The organism is Mucilaginibacter sp. NFR10 (assembly GCF_900100445.1).
Classification (GTDB): domain Bacteria; phylum Bacteroidota; class Bacteroidia; order Sphingobacteriales; family Sphingobacteriaceae; genus Mucilaginibacter; species Mucilaginibacter rubeus.
Genome location: NZ_FMTV01000001.1, coordinates 866600 through 885783 on the forward strand (window position 1 = coordinate 866600; position 19184 = coordinate 885783).

A 19184-nucleotide genomic window follows, 5' to 3' on the forward strand; every position below is an offset into this window, starting at 1 on the left:
TAGTTAATGTTTGTTATCCGACACCATTAAACTTTTTAAAACGTTGTATGGCGCTTTCAATAGACTGGTTTTGAGCCTTATTGAGTTTGTTAAATGGTTTGAGCTCAATATCAATATTCTTTTTGCCCATATTCCGGCTCCAGTTGCCAACCACCTGGTTATTGACCATTATAGTTGGGAAAAAGGTAATAGCCCCCATTTTATCCCGAAAGCTGGCTGGTACCATGGCATCGCGATTTTTATACGCTATAATTAACTCATCGTAAACAGGCAGAAGGTAAGCCCCCCTTTTTTTTGCTGTACTGAAATCGACATCAGTATCCATCCAATAGCCCACCCCTTCAATGATGATATTACTTAGCCGGCCTTTATTTATTTCGATCCCGGTTTTGGCATCGGCAACTGTAAGGCCGCTCCAATGTACAAAATCATTTATTGAAGCGGGGCCATGGCTTGTAAAATACCGCAAAACCAAACGAGCTACCGCCTCGTCACGATCTATGGCCGGTGTTACAGGTGCCCGTTCGTCGAGCAGAGCATAGGTGAACTGTTTGCCCTGCCTTGCCCCGCTGCAAATTAACTGCTCCAGTTCGGCTTTCATCAGTAATATGGTAAGCCTGAGATCGTCGGTAGCTATGTTTGCCTTATTTAGCGCAGCGGCAACTTCGGTACGGGTTAGTTGTTTGCCGTCCTGTAAGGCTTTTGTAAACACATCAAAGCTTTTATTAAAAATGGCATCTGTAACCTCCTGCTTTTTATACATGGTGGTATTACCGGCATTAATTCGTGGTGCGGTAAGGCTAAGCATCCAGCGGATATCCTGAGGTAAAACAAAATGCCAGGTTGGTCTTAGTACATGGGTGCGCAATATAGTTCCGGTTGTTATAGCCTTTTCTACCATTTTATCCGCAGGTGATAGCATCCGTAAACCAATTGCCCATTTTGCATGCGTGTATTCCTGCGCCTGCATGGCGCACATATATCCAACCACATCTTCAGGTTTTTTAAATTTATCGTGATTAAGATGCTGGTTATAAACCCGCAGGCTGGCAATATCAGGCTTGGTCATATTGATGCTTTTGAATGCTGTTCAAAATAAATATATGGTTATGACAGCAGTTTGTCAGTAGGGTAGAAATAAAAAGTTTCTTTTGTAATTTGGGCTTTCTTTTATAATAAATGAAAAAACTATTTCTTTTGTGCTGTATAACTGCTGTTATCATTGTTTGTGTAGTTCCACGGGTAACAAAGTATAATCAGTTTCACGATGCCGAAATTAACGGTAAGCTGGAATCTGTTTATCGCAACAGAGACTATGTTATGATTTCCGTTAATGGCGAAGAATTTCGTATCATTCCTGTTTCATTAAGTACAACGGCCAACTTCGATGAGGTTGCTAAGGTTGGTGATACTATATCAAAAATGGTTGGCAGTGACAAGTTCAATTTGATACATGAAGAAGATGAAGTGTTTTTGTACACGGTTAGAAAATACTGGTAAATTAAATTTTGATATCGATTTTGAACAGGATAGATCCTAATTATTTTGCAGGTGGGCTGGTGGTTGGCACAGCTATTGGTTTGGCTTTACATAGCCTTGCTGTGGGTATAGCAATTGGTGTAGCCGTCGGGGTATCTGTAGGCTCAAGAAAAAAGAAAAGGGAGTAAAGATTCTCTGGTTTATAGCCTTACAAAGGTTTTAAACTTCGTAAGGCTTTTTATCGATTAAAAATCGTGATATAAATTTCTGAATGAGCTTCTTATTCCGAAGGTGATCATGGTGTTTTTTGAATCTTTCTGATCGTTTTTTTCCTGGCGGTACAATGCGCCAAGTTCCAGGCGTAAATTATACTTTGGGTTAAGTATGTAAGCAACAGTTCCTTCACCATAATAAAGCTGTGTGCTTATACCCTGGCCTATGGTAGTTGTAGTATTTGCCGAAGGTATAAAAGGCTTGATAATTATTTTGCCGTTATTTTCAGTCTTTGTGGCATCAAGTCCATATTTGGCATAATTAAGTTGCCCCTGGAAATCAAACCGGCCAACCGAATAATTCAAAATACCCAAAAGTTCCCTGAAGTTTGCTCCGTAAGGGTGGGCCAGAGGATCGCCATAAAATGAATAACTGCTTATTGACTGCTGGTTGCTGTAAGTGTATGGCTTAACAGTGTTATATTCAAATAGATAGTTTAACCTTTTAACTTTAAAAATATCTGCGCCACGGATACCCAATTGCCAGCCGTTGGTGTTATCGGTACTGTTGCCCGAAAAGAAATCGCTGCCTTTGAACCTGTCGAACATGATCTGTCCGTACAGGGCAGCTTTATCAAAAATCTTGTATTTGGCATTGAACCCTAAAAATACGTTATCCTTTTTGTTCCCGCCCGGGCCCAATGAGCTTGCAAATAAAATAGGGTTTACAAAATTGGCGTCAAAGCCTGCCCGGTTGCCCTGGTTATCAGCTTCGGGAGCTATCAGGGCGTTAAACATACCAAACGAGGCGCGTTTGGTTATATTCCAGTCAATATAATGGAATAAAGCCCATTTGCGGCGGTTACTTCCAAAACTGTCAAATTTTTGTGCAACATTATTGAGGTCTTCAATATAGGCCCACGCTACCATATAACGTACGGGGCCAAGGTCGGCTGTAAGCCTGAGAAGCGGCATATTGGCGGCAAAGTCAGATAAGAGCACCGACCGGTACCCGTCACCAATAAACATTTTATCTTCGCCTAATGTAATATTCAGTTTTTTTGTTACTGAATAGGAGAGTATTGCAGTTACGTACGACCAATCTTGTGAGTTGCGTGGTTGGCCTGTATACTTCCTGGCATATGCCTGGCCGGGTATAAAACCATTGGTATTGACATAGTTGTTATAATACGATACAAACTTGGCCGAATTTTCAAAACCGCTAGTGTAAAATGAAAATTTGCTGCCTACTGTTCCCCCAATTTGATAGCCACGTACATTTAAGTTGGTCGAATTACTGTTAGTGAAATCCCTGCCGGCCTGCAGATCAGTAATATAGTCGGCATAAAAGGTATATTCTTTTGCTTTTACGTCAAAAAGGTGTTCATTAAATAATTTACGCCCGCCCCAGGTTTTGCGGTCTTTAACACCAACATTCATTACCGAATCATAGGTATGCAAAATAGTGCTGTCAATTAAAAAAGGACGCAATGAAGTATGGACCGAGTTTTTTACAGAATAAATATCCGAATTGAACTTTTGATACAACTGGTATGAATTAGGTAAATAAACTGATTGAGCTTTTGCTAATTGCGATGTAAATAAGGCAATTACAGCTATTATAAATGTTTTTCGAAAGCTTAGGAAGTAGAGTTTTTGCATTACAACAAAATAAGTATTAATTGTTCTAAGTTAAAAATTTCATTGGTAAATAAGGATATATACATACATGCCCCGCAGGTTGTTTCTGATATATATTAAAATTATGCAAATTGATTTGGACATGATACCTGGTTAACCGTTCATAATCATTGAATTAATTATTCAATAAAGCAGGTTTATAGTTATTAAATAAATGGATTGAAATATGCCTGTTCGTGGAGATCGGTAAATAAAATTTCTTTAATCCCAGTACTTCAAAAAGTTAATTAATGTTAAATTTTGTCACGTGCAGGTGTTTTTTTTAAATAAGTTATAAAAATCATGATATTTGCCGCGCTATTAAATCAATTGATATTATTAAATGCAGTACAAAAAAATCAATAACCTGTTAGGCTGGCTTTGTTTTGTTATAGCCTCAATAACCTATATTTTAACATTAGAGCCGTCTGTAAGCTTTTGGGATTGCGGCGAATTTATTTCATGTGCCTACCGTTTACAGGTGGCCCACCAGCCTGGTTACCCGGTTTTTGCCATGATAGGCAAGGTTTTGTCGTTATTGTCATTTGGCGATAACACTAAAGTGCCTTTCTTTACTAATATGGGGTCGGCATTGGCCAGTGGTGCAACTATTATGTTTTTATTTTGGACAATTACTGCTTTTGCCAAAAAAATGATGGTTGAAAAACGAGATGAGGCTATTGACGGTTATAAATTATATGTAATTATGGGGGCCGGCCTTGTTGGTGCCCTGGCCTTCACATATACCGATACGTTTTGGTTTTCGGCTGTCGAAACCATTGTATTTGCCCTGTCATCACTATGTACCGCAATTGTATTTTGGGCAATTCTTAAATGGGATGAGCACGCCGACGAACCCGGTGCTGATAAATGGATTGTTTTTATAGCTTATGTTATCGGTTTATCCATAGGGATCCACCTGTTAAACCTGTTGACTATACCGGCCATCGCAATGGTTTACTATTTCCGCCGAACCAAAAATATTACCGTTGGCAATAGCATCCTGACTTTTTTGGCAGGGGTAGTGATTCTTGGCCTGGTACAATACGGCATCAGGGGATATACCATTAAGTTTGCGGCTTATTTCGATCTTTTCTTTGTCAACTCTTTAGGAATGGGCTTTGGAACCGGAGCATTCTTTTTCATCCTGCTGATAGTTGTTGCACTGGTATTGGGGATCCTGTACAGCATCCGCAAAAAGAAGCCTGCGTTAAACCTGGCTTTACTTTGCGTTGCATTTATATACTTTGGATATGGCTCATTCGCTTATATACCTATTCGTGCAACTGCTAATACTAATTTAAATAACTCACATCCTGATAACGCTTTTACGCTTTACGGTTATTTAAATCGTATTCAATATGGCGAAGTGCCTTTGCTAACAGGCCCTATGTATGATTCGCAGGTTACTGATCAAAAACAGGGGAGTATCATTTACCGCAAAGGCAAAACCAAATATGAAAATGCAGGTCGTAAAACTGATTATGTATATGACCATACTACAGCCTTGCCACGTATGTACAGCACCGATCCTAACGATGTACAGTTTTACAAGCAATGGCTAAGGATTCCCGAAGGGCAGGCCCCAACCATGGGCGATAACCTGAAATGGATGTTCAGCTGGCAAATGTACCAGATGTACTGGCGTTACTTTTTCTGGAACTTTGTTGGCCGTTATAACGATGCCGACGGACAAACCAGCACCGAAGGTATTGATGGTAACTGGACAACAGGTTTGTTTGATGGTGGCAAACATCTGCCAAAATCAGTAACTGCAGCTACTACCTATACTCCGCTATATGCCCTGCCATTAATAATTGGTTTAATAGGTTTGTTTTTTCATGTTAACCGCCGTAGTAAAGACGCATTGATTGTTGGCTTGCTATTTTTCTTCACAGGCTTGGCCATTGTTTTATATGTAAACCAGGCATCAGTACAGCCGCGTGAGCGTGATTACTCGTACGTAGGCTCATTTTATGCCTTTGCCATATGGATAGGTCTTGGCGTAATTGCCATTGCCGAATTTGGCCGCAAATATATCGACGCTAAAATGGCCGCTATCGGTTCAACTGTGATTGGTTTATTGGTTTGCCCGGTGCTGTTGGCTGCCAAAGAATGGAAAGATCATGACCGCTCAACCAAGATGACGCCGCATGATATGGCCTATAATTATCTCATCTCATGCCCGCCGAATGCTATTTTATTTACTTATGGCGATAACGATACTTACTCATTGTGGTACGATCAGGAAGTTGAAGGCATCCGCCCGGATGTGCGGATTGTAAACCTCAGTTTGTTTACCGGCGATTGGTACATTCGTCAGATGCAGAAAAAGATGAACAGTTCTGAGCCGCTTCCTATCACTATGCCTTTTGATAAATATAAAGAAGGGGTGAGGGACGTTATTTATTTTAACGATCAGAAACTACCTGGATATCAGGATATTAAAGAAGTGTTTGATTTTATTACTTCTGATGATAAGGCTACGCAGGTACAATATCAAAGCGGCGACTATGGCAACTACCTGCCGACCAAAAATCTGAAAGTTACGGTTAACCCTGATGAGGTAATTGCAAACGGTGTAATAAAAGCCGATCAGCAAGATAAGCTTGCAACCGCCATGGAGTGGAAATATACATCAAACTATGTAACCAAAGAGAATTTGGCCATGTTTGATATTTTGGCGCATAACCACTGGAAGCGCCCTATCTGCTTCACTACTACCATTGGTAACGAAAACCTGATAGGTTTGCAACCTTACCTGTACAAAGAAGGTTTTACCTATCACTTGATTCCATTTAAGCCGGATACAGCTTTACATGATCAGTTGAGCAAAACCAATACTGATGTAATGTATGATAACGTGATGAACAAGTTTAAATTTGGCAAGTTTAAAACTGCTAAATACCTTGATCATGAGTCGACCTCCATGTTTTACCCCGTTATGGTAACCACTTTCCTTGATCTGGCCCAAAGCCTTGTTCAGGAAGGTAAAAACGATAAAGCGTTAAAAGTTGTTCAAAAATATGATGCTGAATTACCTGATATTTACCCGTATGTTGATGTTGCAGGTCGTAAGTTATATTTAACGCAATTGGCTTATCAGCTTCATGACGTGGTGTTGGGTAACAAATTGGCAGGCAATATCGACAATTACCTTACCGATCAGTTGGATTATAATGCCTACCTGCTAAGCCAGGATGTTAATAGCATTAACGGGCGCGATGTACAAATAGGCATGCAAGTGTTGAACGGATTGGTGCAGTTTACCAAAGACAACCATCAAATCGCTCTTGCTACCAAATTTGAAAACCAGTTAAAGGGTTACGAATCAAAATTCCGTGCTGTATTAGGCGGCGGTCAATAGTAATCCTTGATAATATTTATTGGCAAAGCCATCCCGGTTGGGGTGGCTTTGTTGGTGGTTTATAACTGCAGTTAATGGATTTGCTCGTATCTACGGTTGAATTTTCTATAATCTTTTTGATTGAATTAAACGAATCTGGCCCGATCATAGCATACATATAATACAATTATCGGTAGTATGATAATTAGGGTACCAACTGCTTTGTTTCACAATGTAAGCCGTGGCTCAATTGTCATGGTCTTTAGCCTTTAATCGACAAAAAAAATCGACATCTCACGAAATATCGCCACGTAATTGTTGTTGATTGAATTCAAGCTGTTGAAAATCAATGATATGTTTGTGTGGTATAAGGTTTGCAAATGCAAGGGCAACCATTTTCTTGCCTTTTGCATAAACAATGTCCGATAAATTGATGTTTCTCCCCGGTGCATGGCTGCAAATAGGAATTTTTAAAATAAATTTGATTTACTTTTAACAACAAAAACTACGATGAAATTTCAACCGCTGTTAGAACAGGTAAAACAGTACGCTATATCCTATTTTGACGTACATCATGATCCCGATTTAATTTATCATAACCTGAGGCATACTAAAGATGTTGTTGCAGCGGCCACACAGATAGCTAACCACTATCAGTTAAGTGATGAAGATTTTTTTGTAGTGATCTCCGCTTCCTGGTTTCACGATACGGGGTACTTCACCGATAAAAAAGATCACGAATCAAAAAGTGTTGCGCTGGCTACACATTTTCTTAAACAGCATAAAGTTGAGCAAGCTGTTATCGATAAGGTATCCGGCTGTATTTTGGCAACCAAAATGCCGCAAAGCCCTGCCGATTTATTGCAACAGATCATCTGCGATGCAGATTTGTTTCATTTAGGTACAGATGATTTTCGCGATAAAAACAAGTTGTTGCGCAAAGAGATGGAAGCCATCAAAAAGCATGATATTGATAAGGATGAATGGCGCAACTACAACATCGAATTTTTGCAGGGACACGAATACTATACTGATTATTGCCGACTGCTGCTTAACGACCAAAAACATAAAAACCTGCAAAAACTGATAGAAAAGCAGGCTGATGTGGAAGTGAAGGAAACACCGGAAATTCTTATAGCTGATGCAGGTGGGGACGCTGTCATCACGCACGAAAAAGAGAAGGATAAAGACAAAGACCACGATAATGATCACGGTGGTAAAAAACATAAGAATGACAGGCCCGACCGCGGTATCGAAACAATGTTCAGGATCAGCTCCAGCAACCATCAGCGTTTAAGCGATATGGCCGATAATAAAGCCCATATTATGATCACGGTTAACTCTATCATCCTTTCGGCAATTATCAGTTTGGTGCTGCGTAAGCTTGATGAGCATTCAAATTTGTTGATCCCAACTTTCATGCTCCTGTCGGTTAGTTTGGCTACTATGATCTTCTCCATACTTTCAACCCGTCCGTCAATTCCGCCGGGTTTGTTTACACCCGAGGATATCAATAAAAAAACAGTTAACCTGTTGTTTTTCGGTAACTTCTACCGTATGTCATACCAGGATTACAGCGACGGTATGGAGAAAATGATGGAAGACCGCGAGTTTCTGTACGGCAGCTTAATCCGCGATAACTATTCGCAGGGTGTTGTACTTGGCAAAAAATACAGGTTGCTCAGGGCATCGTACAATATATTCATGTTTGGCCTTATCGTATCGGTAGTAGCATTCATCATATCTTCATTACTGTAGGCGGTCGGGGTACTGCCAAAAACAAAATCTACGCCTATGGAATACTCATTTTTCGACAGGGACCTGAGCTGGTTACTTTTCAATGAACGCATATTGATGGAGGCCGAAAGTGAAGAGCTCCCTGTAATGGAAAGGGTAAATTTTCTTGCTATATTCTCATCCAACCTCGACGAATTTTATCGCGTGCGGATGCCGGTGGTAATGGCATTGCACAAGCTTAACCTGCTTAATAAAACCGATGAAAGCGAGGATGTGCTATATAAAGCCCAGCAACTGGTAGAAGCTCAGCAAAATCGGTTTGGGAAGGTTTTTACAGACAGACTTATTCCGTTGTTAAAAGAAAATAATGTAAACCTGTTGTTCAATGAGCGTATTCCTGCTTCTATAGCCGATAGAGTGAGCGACTATTTTTACAGCCAGGTACTTGCCTTTCTGCAACCTATTGACCTGGTAGGCGGTAAAAAACAATTCTTCCCCGAAAATAACCGGCTATACTTTTTAGTGAACCTTGGTTTGGATAAGAAGAAGGAAAGGTCAGTGATCCTCAATATTCCGTCGAACCAGTTGCCGCGATTTTTTAGTGTTAACGAAGATGGTAAACAATACATCATTTTCCTGGATGACATTGTGCGGTACAATCTCGGCAAGATCTTCAAAACCGAAGAAATAAAAGGCTGTTACAGCTTCAAAATAACCCGCGACGCTGAGCTTGAACTTAAAGATGATTATGACGGTGATGTTCAGGAGCAGATAGAAAAACAATTGCTAAAACGTGATCTGGGTTTGGCAACGCGCTTTTTGCATCAGCCGGGTATCCCGCTGCGCATATTGCATTTAATTGAAGATAAGCTGGGCGTACAGGGATCAAGCGTTGTTGAAGGTGGCTTTTATCATAACCTTAAAGATTTAATGAGTTTGCCGGTAGGTATTCCATCATTAAAATATACCAAATGGCCGCCATTGGTAAACCGGCAGATCAGCGCAGACGAATCCATATTTGATTATATAGATAAAGGCGATTGTATTTTTCATGCGCCTTATCAATCCTATAACTCCATTCTTCGCTTTTTTAACGAGGCAGCTATCGACGAAAACGTTGAGGAAATCTCCGTAACGCTTTACCGCGTAGCCAGCGATTCGCGGATTGTAAACGCGCTGATCAGTGCTGCCCAAAGCGGTAAAAAAGTGAGGGTACTGGTTGAGCTAAAAGCCCGTTTTGATGAAGCCAACAATATCAAATGGGCTAAAAAGCTAAAAGCAGCCGGTGCCAATATCATTTACAGTGATAAGGCCATAAAAGTACACGCCAAAGTTGGCCTTGTAAAGCGCCTTGTTGACGGCCGCGTTAAATATGCCGGACTTTTAGCAACAGGTAATTTTAACGAAAGTACAGCTGCTTTTTATACCGATCATATCATGATGACGGCCAATCCGCAATTGCTGCGCGAAATGGACCTGCTGTTCATCTACCTTGCTAAAAAAGCAAAATCGGCCGAGGGATATGATATTGATTTTAAATACCTGCTGGTGGCTCAATTTAATTTGCAATCAAAGTTTATTGAGCTTATTGACAGGGAAATTGAGCAGGCCCGTAAAGGGAAGCCGGCAGGGATCACCATAAAGCTCAATAACCTGGAAGAGCGGGTATTGATTGGCAAACTCTACGAAGCGTCGCAGGCGGGGGTGAAGATCAGGATGATTGTACGTAGTATTTGCTGCCTGATCCCCGGAGTACCAGGCATGAGCGAAAATATTACCATAAGGCGTATTGTTGACCGATACCTGGAACATGGGCGTATTTTTATATTCCACAATGGTGGTAATCAAGAGGTATTTATGGGTTCGGCCGATTGGATGAACCGTAATATTTATCGTCGTATTGAGGTTTGTTTTCCGGTTTATGATGAACGTATCAGGAACGAGGTAATAGCCATGCTTGATATTCAACTGGCCGATAATGTGCAGGCCGTAAATTTAAATGAACAATTGCAAAACATAAGGGTTGATAAAACTGAACCGCAGGTACAATCGCAGCGCGCCATTTATGAACTTTTACAGCAAAAAAAAATATGACAGGGTTTAAAAAACAAGATGCTAAACGTGCAATGACCCTTTATGTAGCCGGCATGCTTGCCGTGGCCGTAGTTTTTTTGATCATCTCTTGTAAAAATAAAGAAAAGGCAATCCCTGCCAGTCCGACGGGATACGACCTTAATAATCCTGTTAAATATAAAATGCCCGAAGATCTCACCGAAATCTCTGGTTTTGCCTTTCACAATGGTAAAAATGATTCGGTTTATGCCGAGCAGGACGAAGAAGGCTTTTTGTTTAACCTGAAACTGGGTGATAAAAAAGCTAACTATACCAAGTTTGGCAAAAGCGGTGACTATGAGGATGTGGCCATTTGCCGTGAACAGGTGATCATGTTAAAAAGCGATGGTACGTTATTTACTTTTCCGTTTAGCCAGGTTAGGACTAAAGAAGTAACCAACGTACAAAAAACTAAAGGCCAGCTGCCCGAAGGGGAATTTGAAGCTATGTGTGCCGATGAAAAGACCAGCCTGGTTTACGTGCTTTGCAAACATTGCGCCGATGAAAAAACATCCAAAAGCAGCAGCGGCTATATTTTGAAAATCCAGGCAGACGGTACCCTGAAGCAGACCGGCAGTTTTGCAATAGATGTTAAGGAAATTGAGCGCCTTGCCGATAAAAAACGCGTGCCGTTCCGCCCTTCGGCAATAGCAAAAAATACATTTACCAATGAGTGGTATATCCTTTCGTCGGTAAATAAAATGCTGGTAGTTGCCGATGCTAACTGGAAAGTGAAAAACGTTTACCCTTTAAGTGTTACCATATTCGGACAGCCCGAAGGTATGGCATTTGACAACCAGCGTAACCTGTACATCTCCAACGAGGGCGACCAGTTAAGCGCGGGGAATATTTTGAAATTCAGCTATAAGAAATAGTGCTATTGAAGCACAGATAACCCAATACTATATACATCCCAACCGGACCTCATGATTAAAAAACTACCCTTATTATTTGTTTTACTATTGGGCATACTCAACGTACAGGCCCAGGATTCGGTACAGTACAGGATGATACTTATTGGAGACGCCGGTGAAATAGATATGCAGCAAAGCGCCGTTTTAAAACATGCAGCTGCCAATGTGCTTAAAAATAAAACTTCGGTATTTTATCTTGGAGATAATATCTATCTACGGGGGATGGGGTTGCCGTGTAGCCCCGAAGAGGCCGAAACTCAAAAGATCCTGCAATCACAATATCAGCCAATGCGTGCCGCGGGAGCGCCGGTTTATTTTATCCCCGGTAATCACGACTGGGATAAGATGGGACCGCTTGGTTTGGCCAAAATAAAACGCCAATGGGAGTACCTGAATCAGCAGGGCGATAAACTGCTTAAAATGGTACCTGAAAATGGCTGCCCCGATCCTGTTGAGATTAATCTTACCAATGATCTTACAGTAATAGCCTTTGACAGCGAATGGTGGTTATATCCATTCAATAAAAGTAACCCCGGCGGCGAGTGCGATTGTAAAAACAAAGATGACATTGCCGATAAGATCAAGCTGATCTTTGAGCGCAATAAAGATAAAGTGATCATCCTGGCATCGCACCATCCGTTTCAAAGTTATGGAACGCATGGCGGCTATTTTTCACTTAAGGATCACATTTTTCCGCTTACCGTAGCCAATAAAAACCTTTGGGTGCCCTTGCCCGTAATTGGTTCGCTTTACCCGTTTTTGCGCTCTACATTTTCAAATCCCGAAGATCTGGGACATCCCTTGTATAAAGATATGATCAAAAAGGTGGATGCTGTTTTTGGAAGTTTTCCAAACCTGATCCACGTGGCGGGTCATGAGCATGGCTTGCAATTCATTAAAAGTAAACAGGTGCAGGTGGTTAGCGGCGCTGGTGCCAAGCAAACCTACGCCATTAAAGGCAAATACTCACTTTTTGCTGACGCTACGCAAGGCTACGTAACTGCCGATCTGCTGATAGATAAACGGGTGCGTTTCACGTATTATATCGACAGTGATAAAGGTGTTAAACAGGTGTTTACGTATACGCAGCCTTATACATCTGTAAAAAATGTCCCTGATACGCTGCACACGCCTATTAAGGCAGATAGCATAATGGTTAGGGTCCATCCGAAATACGATAGCGTAAGCAATTTTCACCGTCGCTGGTTTGGCGAAAACTACCGTAAGGAGTGGGCTGCCGAAACTAAGCTGCCTGTGATAAGGCTGTCACAAATTCATGGCGGATTAAAGGCAGAAAGTATTGGCGGTGGGTTCCAGACGCACTCGCTTCGTTTAATTGATAAGGATGGCAAAGAATGGGTGCTCCGCAGCGTGGAGAAACAGCCCGAAAAGATCCTGCCCGATGAATTCCAGGAAACCTTTGCCAAAGATTGGGTTAATGATGCCATGAGTGCCCAACATCCGTTTTCGGCGTTGGTAGTACCGCCGCTGGCTGATGCCGCCCGTGTGCCGCATGCCAACCCGATAATCGGTGTGGTTTCGCCAGATCCTGTTTTAGGGCAATATGCTAATATTTTTGCCAATAAAGTTTGTTTACTTGAAGAACGCGAACCAGGTGGCAAATCCGATAATACCGTGAAGATGATCGGTAAAATGCTGGAGGATAATGATAATACAGTAGATGGCGACGAATTTTTACGTGCCCGCCTGCTCGATTTGCTTATTGGCGACTGGGACAGGCACGGCGACCAGTGGCGCTGGCGCGATGAGGATAAAGGGAAAGGCAAGTTTTATACCGCCGTTCCGCGCGACCGCGATCAGGTATTTTACACCAACCAGGGTGTATTGCCAACCATAGCAGCGCAGCCATGGGTAGCGCCGAACCTGCAGGGCTTTAGCGGTGAGATCTACAGCGTAAAATATTCCTTATGGAAAACCATGTTTATGCAACGGTGGCCATCGGTACAATACAGTCATGAACAATGGACCAAAATTGTGAATGATTTTGTCGCTGCCGAAACTGACGACGTATTGGAAGCCGGTTTAAGGCGCCTGCCCGAATCATCGTATAAATTAAGGCATGATGTATTGCTAAAGCAACTGAAAGAACGGCGCGCTAATATCCCGGCCGAAATGGAGTATTACTACAAATTCATCAATAAAATAGTTGATATCCATACTTCAAATAAAAATGAGCTGGTAACGGTGAAAGATGAGCCTAATGGCAGTCTCAATGTGATCATCAATAAGATCAATAAAGATGGTGAGATTAAGGATACGCTCATGAACCAGAATTATCATCCTGATATTACCAAAGAGCTCCGCATTTATGTAAGCGGCGGCGATGATAAGGTAGTGCTTGATAATGCCACATCACCAATAAAACTGAGGTTTATCGATAGCACAGGCACCAAAACTTACAATATTGTAAAATCGCTTAACACGGTACAGCTTTATGACCGTGGCAAAAAGCTGAGTATAACTGGCGACGAATCAAGGGTTAACAAACATATAAGCAAGGATAGCGCTAATACATCATACTTAAGAGTTAACCTGATGAACGTGATAGCGCCGCTGGCTAACATCTCTTACAACCCGGATGAGGGCATATTGCTTGGTGCCGGTTTTAAATATACTCACCAGGAAGGCTTTCAAAAGTTGCCTTATAACGATGTTCAAACTGTATTTGCCAGTCACTCATTCAGTACAAAGGCTTTCAAGATTAAATACAGCGGAGAATGGATCCATGCCTTCGGCAAAGCCGACTTTTTGATGGATGCCCAGCTTGATTTTCCGGATAATATCAATTTTTTTGGCCGGGGGAACGAAACTCCATTTATTAAAGTGGGCGATTATCGCAAATATTATCGTACCCGCTTTGATAATTTCACGTTTAGCCTTGCATTCAGGTGGCGCAATGAATCAGGCACTTCGGTAACGTTAGGCCCTGCGTTTCAGTACTATAAATTAGATGTTGATGACAATATCGGCCGATTTATTACATATCCGTTACTCACAAATGCGCCTGACAGTTATACCTTTGACAAAACAAAAATACATGCCGGTATAGTTGTTAACTTTACCAGTGATAAACGCAATGACAAGATACTTCCGGCCTGGGGAAGTTTTGTAAATATTAAACTTCAGGAGTTTAATGGCTTAAATAATAACTCCACAAGTTTTGCCCAGCTTATACCCCAGGTTGCTTTGTACAAAAGCCTGAATGCCAAAAGCACTATTGTTTTGGCCGATAGGGTGGGCGGCGGCATTACCATCGGAAAAACCGCTTTTTATCAGTCGTTGTTTTTAGGCGGGCAGGATAATTTATTAGGTTACAGGCTTTATAGGTTTGCCGGCCAGCATAGTTTTTATAATAACCTGGAACTAAGGATAAAATTAACTGATTTTGCCAGTTATATAGTTCCCGGACAAATAGGTGTTATAGGATTTTATGATATAGGCCGTGTTTGGGAAAACGGGCAAGGCTCAGATAAATGGCACAACGGCACCGGTGCAGGTTTTTATGTTGCACCTGCACGATTGGCAGTTATTAAAATAATTGCCGGTTACTCTGAAGAAGGATGGTACCCTTATCTTTCAACAAGTTTCAGATTTTAAAGAAGGGTAAAATTGTAATTAAAAAATGCACACAGAAGTACTCAATATAAGTAAAAACGAATGCACCATTTGTCAGGTTGAAACATGCCTGACATTCAACCCGTTCGTGGCGCATTTAAAAGAACGGATTGCTACCGAAAAAACGCTCAAGAGCGAGTTTTACCGCTATGTTTTGGAACGTTTTGAGCATGATATATGTATTGACCTGGATATGCGGCCCACGGATGCCGAAAAATACCGGGAAATGCTGGAGCTTATTTACTCCATACTGACACCGCCAATAGCTAACGAAAAGGAATTTCACTGGGCATTGAGTACACCGGTACCTGATAAGATATTTTTCAGTACCGAGGCTTTTTATGATTTCCATTCAAGTCATCATTCTAATTTATATGCGTTGAATGTATCCAAGAATGAAATGTTTAGCGACAGGCAAAAGCGGTTCATTTATAACCTGATCCTTGAACGGATGTACGGCTTTTCGTCGGCGATAAGAAATGAGTTATTGTTTTCATACGAAGATCCGGAAACCGGTCTTTCGCGGTATTTTAATATCCAGACTGATGCCCGTTTCGTGGAAATTGAATTGAATGGCGAACTGCCTGAACTTAGTTTTGATACTATTGAACCATATTTACATTCACATACCAGCCTTGAGTTAATTGAAAAGGTAATACCGCTTAATATTTTTAAATTCAAGGGGTTCACAATAATTACGTTAACAGATGTAACGTTAACGCATGCACTTGAAAATATTCGTACTGAGCTTGTTAACCATTCGGCAAATGAGGATGAGCAATATGCGCACATCATCAGCTCGCTAAAATCCCTTGCCGAAAGCCCGGGCATTGAGTTTGGGTTGATGCCTTTTTTAACCATCAATAATGAGCCTATTTTTGATAACGACGAATGCTCCAGAAGTATCCTGCTTAAGGCCGCTAAAGATTTTAACCTTGCGGAAGAAACGTTTGACGCCATCATTGATGATTACAACCAGAACCCGAGGCCTATCTTTTTCAATTCCATTACCGACGAAAAGATAGGTAAATTCCCCTTTTTGCAGGTTTTGAAACAAGCCGGCATTAAATCTTACGGAATTTTCCCGGTGTACTACAATAAGAAAAATGTAGGCATCATGGAAGTGTTTTCATATAAAGAGATTGTTTTTTACGAAAAACTGCTCTCGAAATTACAGGCTACTATCCCGCTGATTGCCCAATTGCTGCAAAACAGCATCGATCAGTTTGAGGCCCGCATTTCAAGTGTTATCAAAAATAAATTTACCTCGTTGCAACCGTCGGTTCAATGGAAGTTTAATGAAGTGGCCTGGAATTATCTTAAGGAAAAAAGAAAGAGGAAAAAGAGCCCTGAAATTGAAACAGTATCATTCAGCCATGTTTACCCTTTATTTGGTGCGGTTGATATCCGTAACTCCACGGTTGAGCGTAACAGCGCCCTGCAGGAGGATTTGAAAAATCTGCTCACCATACTTATTGAAACGCTCGAGGTTTTAAATGAAAATATTCATTTAAGCCTTACCGGCAAGCTGGTATCTAAATGCGAAGAGTGGCTCGAACGCATCAGCGGTTATATTACTACCAATGATGAATTGATGCTGGATACTTTCCTTCATAACGAGATTAATCCTTTCCTGGAGCATTTCAGAAATAATTACCCTGCCGAAAGGGAAACTATTGACAGGTATTTTAATGCCATGAATGAGGAAACCGGCGCTTCGTTTGAAAACAGGCGCAACCTGGAAACCTCCATGCAGCTTATCAATACTTCTATCAACCAATACCTGGAGCAGGCTCAGACAGAAGTGCAGGAATCATTTCCCTGTTATTTTGAAAAATTCCGTACCGATGGGGTGGAATATGATATTTACATAGGGCAATCAATAGCGCCGCAACGCGTTTTCGATATGCTGTACCTTAAAAATATCCGTTTGTGGCAGTTACGATCAATGGCCGAGATAGCCCGGATGACAAACGACCTTGGCGATCAACTTTCGCGCCCTTTACAAACCACGCATTTGATATTCATCCACTCAAACGCTATAGATATCAGTTTCAGGAATGATGAAAGGCGTTTTGATGTTGAAGGGGCTTACAATATCCGGTACGAGGTGATTAAAAAACGGATTGATAAAGTTTTAATAGCAGGGACCTTTGAGCGCCTTACCCAGCCCGGCAAAATAGCCATGGTATATTTTAACCCAACAGAAGCTGCTGAATATGATGAGTACATCAGGTATCTGCAAGTACAAGGCTATTTGCAGGATGACCTGGAATACCTTGAACTGGAAGAGTTACAGGGCGTTACCGGCTTAAAAGCGTTAAGGGTTGGGGTTAATTATCAATTGCCTTTATTGGTTCAATCAAGCTAAAAGCCGAAGGCTTAAAGCAGAAAGCCAAATAATGCTTTAAGCCTTATGCTTTGCACTTTTAGCTTAATAAATCGCTTTCTTCATTAATAAATCGGTTTGCTTGTCGCTTCCCAGGACAAATTCATGACTGCTGAATACTTCAAAGCCGTGTTTTTCATAAAAGGCAATTGCTTTTTGGTTGTGTTCCCAAACACCAAGCCAAACGTATTGCAGGTTTTTACCGGCGGCTTCTTTTAAGGTGAAATCAATAAATTGGTGGCCTATCTTTTTGCCGTGATGTTCGGCCAAAACATAGATCCGTTCTATTTCGACAGCATTACGGTCCTGAAATTCTGTTTGAGCCAGACCGTAATTTAGCTTGAGATAGCCGGTTATCTCGCCGTTAGATATTGCAAAGTAAAAGTGTGAGTTTGGGTTGCTGAGTTCTGCTTGTATTTTTTGCGGCGTAAAAGCAACAGATGCATAAGCCTCAATATCTTCCGGTTTATTTAAATGGCCAAAAAAATCGAAAAATGTTTTTTTGCTTAAAGCCAGCAATACATCGGCATCGGCCAATGCCAGTTTTTGAATCGTTATAGTCCCGATAGTCATGAAGCAAATCTAAACAAACTACCTTTTCAATCAAATTGCTCTTTCAACCTTACTAACCTGTCAATCATGAGATTTAATTTTTCTTCCTCATTTTTAAACATTCGGGGTTTAAGGTAAAACGTGGTGAACAAAAACCAGATCCCGATTGATGTATAGGTGACTATTTTAAAGGTGAGTGATGAATGTTCAAGTACCTCGATAAAATACATGGCTAAACCGGCGCTTAGCAACAATATATAGGTATAATAAAACCAGCCTATAACTTTGCTCCGGTTTTTTTGATATGCTTTGAGGCTGTCAAGATATTCGGCAGGATTGAGGGTTGCATCGCGCTTACTCAAAATGTGATAATGACGTACCATTAACGAAAGATACATCAACATGGTTACCAGTACGATGAGGATCCCGATAGTAGTAACTGCAGACTTAAATGCCAGAAAAAAAGTGACGACAAAAGCAAACGCAACGGTTACAACCATGGCCACAATACTCCAGTATAACTTTTGGGTTATACTCCTTATTCCCTTCTTTACCTGCTTCAGCACCTCATCCACCGAAAGCTGATCTGGTTTTGGCTGTCCCTGCCAAACCGACATCAAATGATCAAAGTCTTTCATACTGGTTATATAACTCCGTTAATTTTTGTTTTATACGATAAATTTTCACCCTCAGGTTCCCTTCTGATATACCCGAAATTTCAGCAATTTCGGGGTATGGCACCTCATCAAGTACCATAGTTATAATAATCCTTTCTGATTCTTCCAGTTTTGAAATACACTTATAGAGCAAAGCTACCTGCTCGTTTTTATCCGATAGTTCTTCTCGTTTTGTTTCTGCTAATTGTGGGGTTAGTTCGTCTTTGGCCTGGCGTTTTTCCGAGCGCAAATAGGTTAAACAGGTATTTACAGCAATGCGGTAAATCCAGGTTGATATCATGGCCTGGTTACGGAATTTCTCTAAATTTTGCCAAACCTTTAAAAAGGTTTCCTGTAGCAGGTCGTTGGCGGCATCGTCATCGCCGGTATAACCATAGCACAGATGGAATATCTTTTTAGAATTAGCTTCATATATCTGCTTGAATGCTGCTTCTTTGTTGGCCACTTCAG

Annotated in this window: 13 protein-coding genes; 8 read left to right on the forward strand and 5 right to left on the reverse strand. The window is 41.2% G+C overall.

The window, feature by feature from the left end:
• Nucleotides 1–13: 13 nt before the first annotated feature.
• A complete protein-coding gene (locus BLP33_RS03695; RefSeq protein WP_090524986.1) occupies nt 14–1069 on the reverse strand; it encodes a winged helix DNA-binding domain-containing protein in 1056 nt (351 codons plus the stop codon).
• Nucleotides 1070–1179: 110 nt separating this feature from the next.
• Here BLP33_RS03695 and BLP33_RS03700 point away from each other — a divergent pair, with 110 nt between their 5' ends.
• Both BLP33_RS03700 and BLP33_RS27355 read left to right on the forward strand, forming a co-directional pair.
• Complete coding sequence (locus BLP33_RS03700; RefSeq protein ID WP_090524989.1) at nt 1180–1500, forward strand: hypothetical protein; 321 nt, start codon at nt 1180–1182, stop codon at nt 1498–1500.
• 20 nt (nt 1501–1520) lie between these two features.
• The gene (locus BLP33_RS27355; RefSeq protein ID WP_175489875.1) at nt 1521–1667 is read left to right on the forward strand and encodes a glycine zipper domain-containing protein; all 147 of its coding nucleotides are present in this window, start codon (nt 1521–1523) and stop codon (nt 1665–1667) included.
• Between the two features lie 57 nt (nt 1668–1724).
• Here BLP33_RS27355 and BLP33_RS03705 read toward each other — a convergent pair whose 3' ends face one another.
• Nucleotides 1725–3353 carry a gliding motility protein RemB gene (locus tag BLP33_RS03705; protein WP_254780050.1) on the reverse strand — a complete coding sequence of 543 codons (1629 nt, stop codon included), beginning with the start codon at nt 3351–3353 and terminating at the stop codon, nt 1725–1727.
• A gap of 361 nt (nt 3354–3714) precedes the next feature.
• Between BLP33_RS03705 and BLP33_RS03710 the strand changes: the two genes are divergently transcribed.
• The 6 genes from BLP33_RS03710 (at nt 3715) to BLP33_RS03735 (ending at nt 17487) form a co-directional block, all read left to right on the forward strand.
• A complete protein-coding gene (locus tag BLP33_RS03710; protein WP_090524991.1) occupies nt 3715–6738 on the forward strand; it encodes a glycosyltransferase family 117 protein in 3024 nt (1007 codons plus the stop codon).
• 489 nt (nt 6739–7227) lie between these two features.
• On the forward strand, nt 7228–8475 hold the full coding sequence (locus BLP33_RS03715; RefSeq protein ID WP_090524993.1) for a Pycsar system effector family protein: 1248 nt from the start codon (nt 7228–7230) through the stop codon (nt 8473–8475).
• A 36-nt stretch (nt 8476–8511) separates the two neighbouring features.
• Nucleotides 8512–10548, forward strand: a complete 2037-nt coding sequence (gene ppk1 / locus BLP33_RS03720; RefSeq protein ID WP_090524995.1) for a polyphosphate kinase 1 — start codon at nt 8512–8514, stop codon at nt 10546–10548.
• Complete coding sequence (locus BLP33_RS03725) at nt 10545–11441, forward strand: SdiA-regulated domain-containing protein (RefSeq protein WP_254780051.1); 897 nt, start codon at nt 10545–10547, stop codon at nt 11439–11441. Before ppk1 ends, BLP33_RS03725 begins: the two co-directional genes overlap by 4 nt.
• A 51-nt stretch (nt 11442–11492) precedes the next feature.
• Entirely contained in the window at nt 11493–15098 is a 3606-nt protein-coding gene (locus BLP33_RS03730) for a BamA/TamA family outer membrane protein (protein ID WP_090524997.1), read from the forward strand.
• Nucleotides 15099–15123: 25 nt separating this feature from the next.
• The gene (locus BLP33_RS03735; RefSeq protein ID WP_090524999.1) at nt 15124–17487 is read left to right on the forward strand and encodes a hypothetical protein; all 2364 of its coding nucleotides are present in this window, start codon (nt 15124–15126) and stop codon (nt 17485–17487) included.
• A gap of 63 nt (nt 17488–17550) precedes the next feature.
• Here the strand turns inward: BLP33_RS03735 and BLP33_RS03740 are convergent, their stop codons facing one another.
• The 3 genes from BLP33_RS03740 to BLP33_RS03750 are packed head-to-tail and all read right to left on the reverse strand — an operon-like array spanning nt 17551 to nt 19179.
• Nucleotides 17551–18078: a GNAT family N-acetyltransferase gene (locus BLP33_RS03740; protein WP_090525001.1), complete on the reverse strand. Its 528-nt coding sequence runs from the start codon at nt 18076–18078 to the stop codon at nt 17551–17553.
• Between the two features lie 26 nt (nt 18079–18104).
• Complete coding sequence (locus BLP33_RS03745; protein ID WP_090525003.1) at nt 18105–18695, reverse strand: hypothetical protein; 591 nt, start codon at nt 18693–18695, stop codon at nt 18105–18107.
• Nucleotides 18682–19179, reverse strand: coding sequence for an RNA polymerase sigma factor (locus tag BLP33_RS03750; protein ID WP_090525007.1), 498 nt, complete (start codon nt 19177–19179; stop codon nt 18682–18684). The genes BLP33_RS03745 and BLP33_RS03750 overlap by 14 nt, the downstream gene beginning before the upstream one ends.
• Nucleotides 19180–19184 lie beyond the last annotated feature (5 nt).

Bases quoted from the DNA above. Each gene is read 5' to 3' on its own strand.
- BLP33_RS03695 (WP_090524986.1), bottom strand. From the start codon at position 1,069: ATGACCAAGCCTGATATTGCCAGCCTGCGGGTTTATAACCAGCATCTT.
- BLP33_RS03700 (WP_090524989.1), top strand. From the start codon at position 1,180: ATGAAAAAACTATTTCTTTTGTGCTGTATAACTGCTGTTATCATTGTT.
- BLP33_RS03705 (WP_254780050.1), bottom strand. From the start codon at position 3,353: ATGCAAAAACTCTACTTCCTAAGCTTTCGAAAAACATTTATAATAGCT.
- BLP33_RS03710 (WP_090524991.1), top strand. From the start codon at position 3,715: ATGCAGTACAAAAAAATCAATAACCTGTTAGGCTGGCTTTGTTTTGTT.
- BLP33_RS03715 (WP_090524993.1), top strand. From the start codon at position 7,228: ATGAAATTTCAACCGCTGTTAGAACAGGTAAAACAGTACGCTATATCC.
- ppk1 (WP_090524995.1), top strand. From the start codon at position 8,512: ATGGAATACTCATTTTTCGACAGGGACCTGAGCTGGTTACTTTTCAAT.
- BLP33_RS03725 (WP_254780051.1), top strand. From the start codon at position 10,545: ATGACAGGGTTTAAAAAACAAGATGCTAAACGTGCAATGACCCTTTAT.
- BLP33_RS03730 (WP_090524997.1), top strand. From the start codon at position 11,493: ATGATTAAAAAACTACCCTTATTATTTGTTTTACTATTGGGCATACTC.
- BLP33_RS03735 (WP_090524999.1), top strand. From the start codon at position 15,124: ATGCACACAGAAGTACTCAATATAAGTAAAAACGAATGCACCATTTGT.
- BLP33_RS03740 (WP_090525001.1), bottom strand. From the start codon at position 18,078: ATGACTATCGGGACTATAACGATTCAAAAACTGGCATTGGCCGATGCC.
- BLP33_RS03745 (WP_090525003.1), bottom strand. From the start codon at position 18,695: ATGAAAGACTTTGATCATTTGATGTCGGTTTGGCAGGGACAGCCAAAA.